Genomic DNA, 12234 nt, shown 5'->3' with positions numbered 1-12234 from the left:
GAAAGTCTAGGAGATTCATGTATTTCAAGTCCCACACTGTGTCCTAATCCATGACCGAAATACTGTCCGTATCCATTGTTTTTTATAGTTTCTCTGGCTGCAGAATCAACCTCTTTTCCAGATACTCCTGAATGTATTGCTTCTATTCCTTTTTTATGTGCCTCTCTTACTATATTGTATATTTTGCTCATTTCATCAAAATGTTCTCCCTTACCAAAGAAAAAAGTTCTAGTGATATCGCTTTTATATCCATCTTTTGATAATCCGAAATCCATTAATATATTGTCGCCAAGTTTTAATTTTCTATCAGAAGGCACACCATGAGGCAAAGAGGTTCTATCTCCGAAAAGTAAAATAGTATCAAAGGCAGTTTTATCTCCTCCTTCTTTACGCATCTGATATTCCAGTTCAGCTGCTAATTCCTGTTCTCTTATTCCTTCTTTTACAAATGCGAGCATTTTTGTCATTGCTTTTTCTGCTCTATTTAAATTATCTTTTATTATTTTTATTTCTTCTTTTTCTTTTACATTGCGTATTGTATCTATATTAGCTTTGCTTATTCCTATTTTAATAGAGCTGCTAATCATAGCAGATACTATTGCTTCATAATCAGCTAAATAAAGACCATTTTTAGCTACAGATACATCATTTATATTATTTTCTTTACAGAACTCTGCCAAAGCATCAGCATAAGAAGTTGCTACAAGTATAACGGTAGTTTTATGTGTAACTTTAACAGCATGTTCGCAGTATCTGGAATCAACAAATAGATATTTCCTGCCATTACTTATAAGAAGCCATCCTGCAGTTCCTTTAAAGCCTGTAAGATAAAATATATTTTCATTTTTTGTTATAAGCAGATTTTCATTTGTTAATTTTAATAGTCTTTCCAGTCTGGCATTATAATCAAATTTTTTATTTTCTCCGCTTTCGTTTAATGTCAATTTGCACATTTTCAAACTCCGTTATTTCTTTTTTTGTATAGATACTAAATGAGCCAAAGCCAGTACATAGCTATTCTCTCCAAATCCCGTAATGACACCCAATGCTATATCTGATAAATAGCTTTTATTTCTAAAATCTTCTCTAGCATAAATATTGCTCATGTGAACTTCTATAAACGGTATATTAGTTGATAAAAATGCATCCCTTATCGCTATAGAAGTATGAGCATAAGCTCCTGCATTTATTATTATATAATTTATATTCTCATCATAAGCTCTATGTATTCTGTCAATTATAGCACCCTCATGATTGGACTGAAAAAATGACACTTTAGCATTTCCTACAGCAGCCTCTTTGATTTTATTTTCAATATCACCTAATGTAATATTGCCAAAAATTTTTGTTTGTGCTGCTCCAAACATATTGGTATTAGGACCATTTATAACTAATATATTCATATAAGCCTTTAATAGAAATTTTATTTTTTACTATAATATACCTATTGCAAAAAAAATCAAATATGGAGTCTGTATTATGTTAATATAAAATCATTTTCTATATAATTAGTTTTATTAGACTTGTTTCAAAAGTACTTGTAAAATCAATTACAAAAATTATTTATTTTTATTAAATTCATAATTTTCATTAACGCACGCTAAACTAAATTTTTAATATAAATAAAAATTTGAATTGTAAATAAATATATATTTTTAATTTTGTTCTGCGTGCGGGAGGTTAACAATAAATTTAAAAAATACTTGGGCGGGCAGTGCTTTAACTATTTTAAATAAAAAGAAAAAACTTATAAAAATTATAAATTAGATTGAAAACCTAGAGGGCGGGCAAATGTAAGTAAATTTTAAAATTTTATAACATATCCCACCCTTATAAATTTACTGCTTTTATTAAAAATAGTATTCTAATTAATTTTGCTGTCTAATTACAAAAGCACACCCTCCCTAGTTTTTATTAAATTTATAATTTCGATTAACGCACGCTAAACTAAATTTTTAATATAAATAAAAATTTGAATTTCAAATAAATATATATTTTTAATTTTGTTCTGCGTGCGGGAGGTTAACAGTAAATTTAAAAAATACTTGGGCGGGCAGTGCTTTAACTATTTTAAACAAAAAGAAAAAACTTATAAAAATTATAAATTAGATTGAAAACCTAGAGGGCGGGCAAATGTAAACAAATTATTCAAATGTTTATTTTGATTTATTTAAACTTATACTAATATGAATTTTTTATAAATATTTTTCATATACGTTTTTAATATACTTGTTATTAATATTTTTTGATATATAATGTTCCTACAAAATTAAAAATACTATTTTAAGGAAATAATTATGGCTTTATCTATAGGAATAGTAGGACTTCCAAATGTAGGAAAATCTACACTTTTTAATGCTTTAACCAATGCTCATGCTGAGGCAGCCAATTATCCGTTTTGCACTATAGATAAAAATGAAGCTACAGCGATAATAAAAGATGAAAGAGTTGATAAATTAGCAGCCCTTTTCAAATCAAAAAAGAAAGTTTATAACACAACAACATTTGTAGATATTGCAGGACTTGTAAAAGGTGCTTCAAAAGGGGAGGGATTAGGCAACAAATTCCTTTCTCATATTAGAGAAGTTAATGCAGTGCTTCATGTTGTGCGTGTATTTGAAGACGGCAATATTACTCATATAGGCGATGTTGATCCTTTAAGAGATTTGGATATTATATTGACAGAACTTATGCTTGCTGATATTGATACAATTAATGCAAGGATTGAAAGACAAAGAAAGGTTGCTAAAGGCGGAAAGGGTAAGGCTGCAGAGGAAGAAATTGCCTTATTAGAGAAAATACTTCCCGAATTAGATAATTCCAAGCCTGTATTCAGTCTTGATTTAACAGATACAGAAAAAGAAATATTAAAGCCTTTATTCTTGCTTACGGCAAAAAGCATGATGATAGGTGCTAATTTATCAGAAAATGAATTATCTAATCCAGAAAAAAATTCTAATTATACCACATTGAAAAAATATGCCGAAGAAAGAAATATAGAGCTTATCCCTTTCAGTGCTAAGATAGAAGCTGATTTGCAGGATTTAGATGAAGAGGAAAGATTAAGCTATTTGGAAGATTTAGGAGTAAAAGAGTCTGGTGTTGCAAGACTTACAAAGGCAGGACATAGGCTTTTGAAATTATTAACATTTTTAACTTCAGGTGAAGATGAAACAAGGGCTTGGACTGTAAGAGAAGGTGCTTATGCTCCTGAGGCTGCTGGAGTTATACATAGCGATTTTGAAAGAGGTTTTATCAGTGCCGAAGTTATAAATTGCGATAAACTTTTGGAGCTCGGAAGTTTTGTTAAAGCTAAAGAAGCAGGTGCTATTAGACTTGAAGGTAAGCAATATTTAATGCAGGAAGGCGATGTTGTAACATTTAGGTTTAATGTGTAAATAATTAATATTATTTAATTATGAAAATATTTTAAATTATGAAGATTAATTTTGAAGCTAAATACATAAAACTTTTTGTATTATCAGCTTGTATAGGGGCGATAGTAGGTTTTATAGTTTCTATTTATAGGATAATACTATATAAATTGAGTGTTAATGTATTTTATGTGTCCAATTTTATATTTGACAGATGGTACTATCCTATATTTCTTTTTATATTTCTTACAGTTATGGGATGTCTTATAGGTTATATATTGACACAGTATCCTCAAATAAGAGGTGCAGGAGTTCCTCAGATAAAATATTATATATCGCTTCATGAACCAAAAAATATTTTTCTTGAGATTTTATTTAAATTATTTGGAAGTATGATATCTTTTGCAAGCGGTATATCTCTTGGAAGAGCAGGTCCTTCTATGCATGTAGGTATGCTTGTAGGTCTTTTCTTTCATAAGTATTTTTCTAAATTGGAAAAGTATAGAAGATATTTGCTTGTTTCAGGTGCCTGTGCTGGCATGACAGCAACTTTCAGTGCTCCTTTTACAGGTATTGCTTTTTCTTTTGAAGAGCTTGGAGAGCAGAAAAATCATATAGTATTTGTATGCATAGTTTTTTCTTCAATAGCTTCAATACTTGTTGTAGAGCACATTGTAGGTCAGGGATTTATACTAAATTTTAATCTTCCTAAGATACTTGAAGTGAGGCATTATATATCGCTTCTTCCTTTTGGTATAATATGCGGAGTATTAGCTTCACTTTTGAACTTTCTTATGAATTTCTTTTCTAAAATGTATCAAAAAATAGATAATGATATAATCAGACCAGTTCCTGCTTTTTTGATGGCTGGTTTTATGATAATGTTTTTTCCCTATGTTTTAGGAAGCGGCGATTTGCTTATAGGAAGTATTGTTAAAGATAAATTTTCTGTTTCTATGCTTTTGATACTTATATTTGTTAAATTATTCTATACTTCTGTATGTGCAGCATCAGGTGCTGTAGGGGGGGTATTTTTTCCTACATTTATATTGGGGGCTTCTATAGGATCTGTATATGACATATTTCTTATCAAGTATTTTCCAGATTATGCTGTATATGGAGATTTATTTATACTTTTAGGTATAACATCTCTTATGTCTGGTGTTACAAGAACTCCTATAATGGTTTGTATATTAATACTTGAGATATCGAATTCTATTTCTAATTTCTCGGCTCTTGTTATAGTTGCAATAATATCATATATGGTTGCTAAGGTGCTTGGTGTAACTTCTATATATGATCAAGATTAATATATGATTTGTGTATGTTATATAATTATTTAAAATAGTATTACAATAATTTTTTATACTTGCTATAATAAAATTATATATTGGACATGTTTCAAAAGTACTTTATAGGATTTACTGGCTTTCAATTAAGGCAAAAGAAGCCCCTTAAAATTAGTTTTGAAATAAGTATAGTAATAATTTACTATTTCGACTTTTAAACCAAAAAAGTCGAAAATTTTAAATTAATAAAATTTACTTGACAAATTTATTATATTTTGTTTTAATATAGTATATATTTGACTAATAAAAAATAATTTTGTTATATTATATATCTTTTATATACCTAAAAAGGATAGATATGGATTTGAATCTTAAAAATAAAACAGCCGTAATAACAGGCTCAAGCAGAGGAATAGGTAAAAAAATAGCAGAAACTTTAGCTAATGAAGGTGTTAATGTTGTAATAACTGCTACAAATTTAGATACAGCATCAAAAATTGCAGAAGAAATAAAATCATCTTATAATGTAGAAACTTTAGGATTAGAACATGATGCAAAATCCAGTGAATCATGTAAAGATGTAATTGCTAAAACTATAGAAAAATTTGGTTCTATTGATATTCTTGTAAATAATGCAGGTATAACAAAAGATATGCTTGTTATACAAATGGATGATAATGCATGGAATGATGTTTTATCTACAAATCTTTCAGGGGCTTTTTATACTTCAAGAGAAGCTGCTAAAAATATGCTAAGAGCAAGAAAAGGTAAAATAATAAATATATCTAGTGTTATAGGTAAAATGGGTAATGCAGGACAAGTAAATTATGCTGCAGCCAAAGCAGGACTTATAGGTATAACAAAATCTATGGCTAAAGAGTTTGCACCTAGAAATATATGCGTAAATGCTATAGCACCTGGTTTTATTCAAACTGATATGACAGATGCCTTGCCTGAAGATACAGTAAAAGGAATAATGAGTATAACACCTCTAAAAAAATTAGGTACTCCGGAAGATGTTGCTAATTTAGTATTATTTTTAGCTTCAGATATGAGCAATTATATAACAGGCGAAGTAATAGCAGTTGACGGCGGAATGTCAATGTAATTAATAATTATGTATGTAAGGATGCTAAAATAGCACTTTATAATAAAAAATATTATAATTTTTAAGGAGATTAAAAATGGCATTAATCGATGAAATTAAAGATGTTGTTGCTAATCAATTAAACATCTCAGACAAAAGTAAAATCACTGATACAGCTTCTTTCGTAGATGATTTAAACGCTGATTCACTTGATTTAGTAGAATTAATAATGGAATTAGAAAAACGCTATGACATTAAAATTCCTCAAGAAGATCAAGAAAAAATTAAAAATGTAGCTGATGCTGCTAAATATATTGAAGAGCATAAAGGTAATTAATAATTATTATATTATTATATTTTCCCGTAAGAAAAATATTGTTTTTACGGGAAATTTTTTAATATAATTAACTTAATAGGAGTTTTTTATATGAGTGAACGCAGAGTTGTTATTACAGGACTTGGAATAGTAAGTTCTTTAGGAAATGATGTAAAAACATTCTGGGATAATCTGCTTAATGGTGTTTCTGGAGTAAAAACTTTAAGTAAATATTTTGATCCTGAAAAAGAGCAACTTATTACCAAAATCGGTGCTGAAGCTTTACCAGTTGAAGGCGATTATTATTCTGATAAAAAAATGTTAAGAAGATTAGATCCTTTCATTAATTTTGGAGTATATGCTGCTTATCATGCTTTCAAGCAGGCTGGTATAGAACCTAAAACCGGCTTTGATCCTCTCAGAGCAGGATGTGTTCTTGGTAGCGGTATTGGTGGTATAACTACTCTTTTATCTAATCATAATGTTATGCTTTCTGACGGCCCTAATAGAGTTTCACCTTTCTTTGTTCCTATGCAAATTATCAATATGACTTCTGGAGTGATTGCAATGGAATACGGCATGAATGGCCCTAATTACAGCGTAGTTACTGCATGTGCTTCTTCTAACCACTCTATAGGTTTAGGATTCAAACATATAAAAGATAATGAAGCTGATATTATGGTTGTAGGAGGTTCTGAAGCTACTATTAATCCTCTTACTATTGCTGGTTTCAATAATGCAAGAGCTTTATCTACTAGAAATGATGAACCTACTAAAGCATCAAGACCTTTTGATAAAGGAAGAGATGGTTTTGTTATAGCTGAGGGAGCCGGAGTATTAATACTTGAAGAATATGAGCATGCCAAAAAAAGAAATGCTAATATACTTGCTGAAATTTGCGGTTATGGTTTCACAGCTGATGCTAACCATATTACTGCACCTTTAGAAGACGGAGCCATGGGAGCAAGAGCTATGTCTTTAGCTATAGAGAGTGCAAAAATATCACCTGACAAAATAAATTATATAAATACTCATGGTACTTCTACACCTGTAGGAGATATTGCAGAAATTAAAGCAATTAAGAAAGCTTTAGGTGAAGATCATGCTAAAAAAATAAAAATTAATTCTACTAAATCTATGACTGGACATGCTTTAGGTGCTGCCGGCGGTATAGAGGCTGTAGCTACAGTTATGAGTATGATTAATTCAAAAGTACATCCTACTATCAATGTAGAAGAGCAGGATCCTGAATGTGATTTAGATGTTGTTGCTAATGTTGCTCAAGACTATAAAATTGAATATGCTATAAGCAATTCATTAGGTTTCGGCGGACATAATGCTTCTATAGTATTTAAAAGAGTTTAAAAAATTATAGTTATAAAAATAAAAGCTGCATTTATTTTATAAATGCAGCTTTTTTAATTAAATATACTTTCAGAAATAGCATTTTATTTACTTTGCATAGATATAAAATAAAAATCATAAAACATATTTAGTTTTTTCATTAAAAGATGCTGTACTTCCAATTTTAATATGTTCATCCATCAAAATATTAACTATCTCATCAGCACGGTTATTTTCTTTATTATTAGAATGACCTTTTACTTTAATAAACTCTATATTATGTTTTTTAGAGAGTTCTATTAATTTTAACCAATACTCTTTATTTTCAACGGGCTTCTTATCGCTTTTTATCCAATTATTTTTTTGCCAAGAATATATCCATTTAGTCATACCATTAATTAAGTATGCACTATCGCTGTAAAGTTTAATATTATGAGAATGTTTTAATCTTTCAAGGGCTTTAATGGCAGCATTCATTTCCATCCTATTATTAGTGGTGCTGTCTTCACTTTCACCAATTTCTAAACGAAGATTATGCTTTTCGCTTATAAGTATAGCAGCCCAAGCTCCAAGACCAGGATTACCTCTGCATCCGCCGTCTGTATATATTATAATATTATCCTTTGTCATAATCAATTATGAAGCCAACAAAGCAATTAATTTAGTATTTATTTCTTTTATCAAATTTTCTTTAGTGTAATCTTTTTTGAATACTGTAAAGCCTGACGCTTTAGGATGACCTCCGCCTCCAAAACTCTCAGCAATTTCTCTAATATCTTTATGACTTCTGCTCCTCATACTAACTCTAAAACTATCTTCATTTTCATGTATAATAAATCCAATAAGAACATCGTCCATTTGTATAAGAGTATCTGAAGCACTTACACCAAGTTCTTTCATATTAATTCCGCAAATGGTATCTTCCAAACATATATAGCCTATCTTGTTATCATAATCAATTACCATTTTCCTATATATTTCCATTAAGGCAGCAACATCATCTCTGGTATATCTTTTTCTAACAACATTCCCAATATTTTCCTGCATTACTCCTACACTCATTAATTTAGAACCATAAAGAAGAGTTCTATCAGTTGTATTGCTGAATATAAAACTTCCTGTATCTGTACAAATTCCAGTATAAAGCAATGTTGCTATTGTAGAATCAAATTTTTCTAAATAATCTTTAAATATATCAACTATTATCTCGCATGTAGCTCCGGCTTTTATATCATCATAAAACATAGTAACACCTTTAATATTTCTTACCTTATGATGATCTATAAATATTACTTCATTATATTCATTTGTAATACCAGTAACCCACCCTATTCTCTCTATATCTCCGGAATCTACTATAATTAAAACATCTTTCTTAGGCAAAGTATTTTCATTTACTTCAAAAATAACTTTATCAATATGCAAAATATTGTGCAAATCTCTTTGAATTTTATCTGTATTAATAACTACAGCATCTTTATTGAAAATATTTTTAATAAGTAATGATAAAGCTAAACCAGAACATATACAATCACAATCAGGATTTCTATGGCCAATAATTGCTATATTATCAGCTTTTGATATTCTCTCTAATATTTGATGTTTTTCAACTTTTGGAAATACACTGCTTTCCTGCTTTTCATTTTCTATAACAGACATATATAATCAATCCTTTAAATGCTTCAATTATCTAAATCAGGAATATCCAAATTTTTTATATCAGTTAATACTTTGTTAGTTTCTATTAGATTTTTATCATAATGAAATGTTAAATTAGGCACATATCTAATAGTTAGCTGCTTTTTAAGATAAGAAAATATAACACCCTTAGCACTATTAAGACCATTAAGAACTTCATTTTGTTTATCTTCATGCAGGCATACAAAATACACCTTAGCATTCTTTAAATCTTTAGAAGTATCTACTTTTGTAATAGTTATAAGATTATTTTTAATTCTAGGATCTTCTATCTCTCTCATAATAATCATAGAGAGAGTTTGTTTAATATTTTCATTTACTCTAAGTATTCTATGTGAAGACATAAATAATTATTTCACTATAGCATTATTAATAGTATTAGTTAAATCATCAAGCTCATCTTTAATGAATACTTTATCTATATCAACTAAAATTATCATTTGCTCATTTGCTTTAACTAAACCCATTATATATCTGCTGTCTATACCAACATGCATATCTATATCTTCCTGAATATTTTCACTATTAATAGTGAGTACGTCAGATACAGAGTCAACAACTAAACCATATTTTTTATCACCTATTGCTACAACAACTATTACACAATTTTCAGGATTCATAGGTTCGTCAAAATGGAATCTTGCTCTTAAATCTATAACAAGAATTATAGTACCTCTCAAATTAATAATACCTTTTAAATAATCCGGACAATTTGGAATTGGAGAAGGCTGCATAAAGTTAAGTATTTCCTGAACCTTTAAGATATCTATTCCATATAATTCATTATTTATCTTAAAAACAAGTATTTGATTTGATATAGTACTATTCATGTTAACTCCTTAAATTATACGAATAAATTATAATATATAATAGCTATAAGTCAAGCAATTTATTTCTTACTTATTATATAATATTATTAAGAAAAATACAATAATAAAATTAAATATTATTATTTATATAAAAAATATAAACTTCAAAATAATCAAAAATTCATATATTAAATATAATAATGTATTTATATATAATTCAAACAATTTATACATATTGATATATAAATAACTTCTATTAATACAAAAATATAACATTGATATTTTATACAAATAATTTATTATATTTAAGTTATTTATTTTTTTCATTGAAGGATTGTTTATGAACGACATTTTAAAATTAATGGAAGAATTAACAAATTCATTCGGACCTTCTGGTTTTGAAGATGATGTTATAGAGGTTATAAGAAAGAATACTTCATTTATTGATAATGAAAGAGATTCTATAAATAATTTATATTTAGGATTGCAAAATATAGATAAAAGCAAACCTATAGTAGCATTGGACTGTCATATAGATGAATTAGGTTTTATGATAGAGCATATAAATCCAAACGGTACATTATCTTTTATACCTTTAGGAGGATGGCATATACCAAATATAGTATCTAATTCTGTAGTTATAAAGTCTTCAAGCGGTGAATATGTAAAAGGAGTCATAGGCTCAAAACCTCCTCATTTTATGACAGATGAAGACAGAAGACGTATGCCTGTTATACAAGACTTATATATAGATGTAGGAACAAGAAGCAGAGAAGAAACAGAAAAAATATTCGGTATAAATGTAGGAGATCCTGCTGTACCTGATGTTGAATTCAGATATGATGACAGAACAAAAAGTATATGTGCTAAAGCAATAGATAACAGAGTCGGAGCTTTGTGCGTAATTGAAACTTTAAAAGCTTTTAAAGATGAAAAGCTGGATGTTAATTTAGTTGGAATAATGTCATCTCAAGAAGAGGTAGGGGCAAGAGGTGCTGCCGTTGCTGCTAATAAAGTAAAGCCTGATTTGGTTATAGTATTTGAAGGTCCTCCTGCAGATGATACATTTTACTACGGAGACAGAGCTCATGGGGCAATAGGAAAAGGTTCTCAGCTTAGAGTAATTGACGGAGGAATGATTACAAACCCTAGATTAAGTAAGCACACAATAGAAATAGCCAAAAAAAATAATCTTGCTCATCAAGTTATAGTACGTGAAAAAGGTTCTACAAATGGTGCTGTTTATCATAAAACTAACCTTGGAAGTCCTAGTGTTGTTTTAGGAATTGCAACTAGATATGCCCATAGTCATTATTGTTATGCTTCTTATGATGATATCATTTCTTCTATAAACATAGCAAAAGAATTAATAAAAACTTTGAATAAAGAAAAAATCAAAGAATTCTAATTTTTAACAGTTAATAAAAAATGGTATTATATACTAATACCATTTTTTATTTTATAATAATCTATTAATCATTAAATGTTTTTATAATTTCCGAATACTGTCTGAATCTTAATAATCTAAATTTATAATTATATTTTTTAAGAATCTCTTCAGCTCTTTTAATAAACTCATCTTGATTGTATAAAAGCAAATCTATATATCCTCCTACCACACCTAAAGCATTACCCAATATTATGCCTATTTATTTACCGCTTCCTCTTTTACCCATTATACTTTCAAGCTCATCTGTAATATTGTTTCTTTCATCAAGAAGTTTTTTATTTATATCTTTATCATCGAAATCATTATTTTCATTATCTGAAAATACATAAACTAAATATGCAGCTCTTGCTCCCATTTTAGAAATGTTAACAACAGCATCTATATTATAATTAGCATAATCATTAATAATTTCCATATAACAAGTATTTCCTATGAATATATCTTCTCTAAAGAAATTATCTGTAGGTTTACACTCATAAACTGTATATCTATTTATAGGGTCTGTAATAATATCCTTATTTTTATTTTTTAGAATGTCCATTATAAAGTCATAAAGTTTTGTAAGCTCTATCATACCGTCAAGTTTTTTATCTACTTTTTCAACATCTCCTAATAAATATAGTTTCGATATATTTTCACCTACAGCATGTTCAAGCATTATATAAAAAGCATTATATGCATAATCTTCTTCTAGTTCATTTAATTTTTTATTATAAAATTTCAAATTAAAAAAATTAGTATCTTCATCATATTCAGCTAATACTAAAATTTCATTAAATTTTAAATCTTTATTATACATTTTGAAATTAGAATCCGCTATATCTTGTTTTTGCATATAAGGAAAGAATTTCCATTTACTTTTTAATT

At 28.4% G+C, this 12234-nt stretch carries 13 protein-coding genes and 1 pseudogene; 6 read left to right on the top strand and 8 right to left on the bottom strand.

Annotated elements, in window-relative coordinates; genetic code table 11:
* Together Q0J90_RS04720 and aroQ are read right to left on the bottom strand one after the other, a co-directional pair.
* A partial coding sequence (locus Q0J90_RS04720; protein WP_297276804.1) for an aminopeptidase P family protein occupies positions 1-953 on the bottom strand: 953 nt, incomplete at its 3' end.
* 12 nt (positions 954-965) lie between these two features.
* On the bottom strand, positions 966-1403 hold the full coding sequence (gene aroQ / locus Q0J90_RS04715) for a type II 3-dehydroquinate dehydratase (RefSeq protein ID WP_297276803.1): 438 nt from the start codon (positions 1401-1403) through the stop codon (positions 966-968).
* A gap of 894 nt (positions 1404-2297) precedes the next feature.
* Here aroQ and ychF point away from each other — a divergent pair.
* The 5 genes from ychF (at position 2298) to fabF (ending at position 7431) form a co-directional block, all read left to right on the top strand.
* A complete protein-coding gene (ychF, locus tag Q0J90_RS04710) occupies positions 2298-3398 on the top strand; it encodes a redox-regulated ATPase YchF (protein WP_297206265.1) in 1101 nt (366 codons plus the stop codon).
* A 38-nt stretch (positions 3399-3436) separates the two neighbouring features.
* The gene (locus Q0J90_RS04705; RefSeq protein ID WP_297206262.1) at positions 3437-4684 is read left to right on the top strand and encodes a chloride channel protein; all 1248 of its coding nucleotides are present in this window, start codon (positions 3437-3439) and stop codon (positions 4682-4684) included.
* A 337-nt stretch (positions 4685-5021) separates the two neighbouring features.
* On the top strand, positions 5022-5771 hold the full coding sequence (gene fabG / locus Q0J90_RS04700) for a 3-oxoacyl-[acyl-carrier-protein] reductase (RefSeq protein WP_297276802.1): 750 nt from the start codon (positions 5022-5024) through the stop codon (positions 5769-5771).
* Positions 5772-5847: 76 nt separating this feature from the next.
* Positions 5848-6087 (top strand): acyl carrier protein, encoded by a 240-nt coding sequence (gene acpP, locus Q0J90_RS04695; protein ID WP_028328651.1) that lies wholly within the window; start codon positions 5848-5850, stop codon positions 6085-6087.
* Positions 6088-6177: 90 nt separating this feature from the next.
* Positions 6178-7431, top strand: coding sequence for a beta-ketoacyl-ACP synthase II (gene fabF / locus Q0J90_RS04690; RefSeq protein ID WP_028328652.1), 1254 nt, complete (start codon positions 6178-6180; stop codon positions 7429-7431).
* Between the two features lie 114 nt (positions 7432-7545).
* Here the strand turns inward: fabF and rnhA are convergent, their stop codons facing one another.
* The 4 genes from rnhA to Q0J90_RS04670 are packed head-to-tail and all read right to left on the bottom strand — an operon-like array spanning position 7546 to position 9938.
* The gene (rnhA, locus tag Q0J90_RS04685; protein ID WP_297276801.1) at positions 7546-8040 is read right to left on the bottom strand and encodes a ribonuclease HI; all 495 of its coding nucleotides are present in this window, start codon (positions 8038-8040) and stop codon (positions 7546-7548) included.
* A 6-nt stretch (positions 8041-8046) separates the two neighbouring features.
* Positions 8047-9069, bottom strand: coding sequence for a bifunctional oligoribonuclease/PAP phosphatase NrnA (locus tag Q0J90_RS04680; protein ID WP_297276800.1), 1023 nt, complete (start codon positions 9067-9069; stop codon positions 8047-8049).
* Between the two features lie 23 nt (positions 9070-9092).
* Positions 9093-9452, bottom strand: coding sequence for a 30S ribosome-binding factor RbfA (gene rbfA / locus Q0J90_RS04675; protein ID WP_297276799.1), 360 nt, complete (start codon positions 9450-9452; stop codon positions 9093-9095).
* Positions 9453-9458: 6 nt separating this feature from the next.
* Positions 9459-9938, bottom strand: a complete 480-nt coding sequence (locus Q0J90_RS04670) for a chemotaxis protein CheW (RefSeq protein ID WP_297276798.1) — start codon at positions 9936-9938, stop codon at positions 9459-9461.
* A 319-nt stretch (positions 9939-10257) separates the two neighbouring features.
* On the opposite strand from Q0J90_RS04670, the gene Q0J90_RS04665 reads away from it, so the two are divergent.
* On the top strand, positions 10258-11325 hold the full coding sequence (locus Q0J90_RS04665; RefSeq protein WP_297276797.1) for a M20/M25/M40 family metallo-hydrolase: 1068 nt from the start codon (positions 10258-10260) through the stop codon (positions 11323-11325).
* A gap of 64 nt (positions 11326-11389) precedes the next feature.
* Here Q0J90_RS04665 and Q0J90_RS04660 read toward each other — a convergent pair whose 3' ends face one another.
* Both Q0J90_RS04660 and Q0J90_RS04655 read right to left on the bottom strand, forming a co-directional pair.
* Positions 11390-11554, bottom strand: coding sequence for a hypothetical protein (locus Q0J90_RS04660; protein WP_297276796.1), 165 nt, complete (start codon positions 11552-11554; stop codon positions 11390-11392).
* 12 nt (positions 11555-11566) lie between these two features.
* A pseudogene (locus tag Q0J90_RS04655) lies at positions 11567-12234 on the bottom strand (hypothetical protein); the annotation flags it as partial.

It is taken from the genome of uncultured Brachyspira sp. (genome assembly GCF_944390595.1).
Taxonomy (GTDB): domain Bacteria; phylum Spirochaetota; class Brachyspiria; order Brachyspirales; family Brachyspiraceae; genus Brachyspira.
Note: the sequence above shows the minus strand (reverse complement) of the source record. Positions and strands in the feature narration are given on the sequence as shown.

What these genes read in the sequence shown, in the direction of transcription:
- ychF (WP_297206265.1), top strand. Translation starts at nt 2,298, where the DNA reads ATGGCTTTATCTATAGGAATAGTAGGACTTCCAAATGTAGGAAAATCT.
- fabF (WP_028328652.1), top strand. Translation starts at nt 6,178, where the DNA reads ATGAGTGAACGCAGAGTTGTTATTACAGGACTTGGAATAGTAAGTTCT.
- fabG (WP_297276802.1), top strand. Translation starts at nt 5,022, where the DNA reads ATGGATTTGAATCTTAAAAATAAAACAGCCGTAATAACAGGCTCAAGC.
- Q0J90_RS04680 (WP_297276800.1), bottom strand. Translation starts at nt 9,069, where the DNA reads ATGTCTGTTATAGAAAATGAAAAGCAGGAAAGCAGTGTATTTCCAAAA.
- rnhA (WP_297276801.1), bottom strand. Translation starts at nt 8,040, where the DNA reads ATGACAAAGGATAATATTATAATATATACAGACGGCGGATGCAGAGGT.
- acpP (WP_028328651.1), top strand. Translation starts at nt 5,848, where the DNA reads ATGGCATTAATCGATGAAATTAAAGATGTTGTTGCTAATCAATTAAAC.
- Q0J90_RS04705 (WP_297206262.1), top strand. Translation starts at nt 3,437, where the DNA reads ATGAAGATTAATTTTGAAGCTAAATACATAAAACTTTTTGTATTATCA.
- Q0J90_RS04665 (WP_297276797.1), top strand. Translation starts at nt 10,258, where the DNA reads ATGAACGACATTTTAAAATTAATGGAAGAATTAACAAATTCATTCGGA.
- Q0J90_RS04670 (WP_297276798.1), bottom strand. Translation starts at nt 9,938, where the DNA reads ATGAATAGTACTATATCAAATCAAATACTTGTTTTTAAGATAAATAAT.
- rbfA (WP_297276799.1), bottom strand. Translation starts at nt 9,452, where the DNA reads ATGTCTTCACATAGAATACTTAGAGTAAATGAAAATATTAAACAAACT.
- aroQ (WP_297276803.1), bottom strand. Translation starts at nt 1,403, where the DNA reads ATGAATATATTAGTTATAAATGGTCCTAATACCAATATGTTTGGAGCA.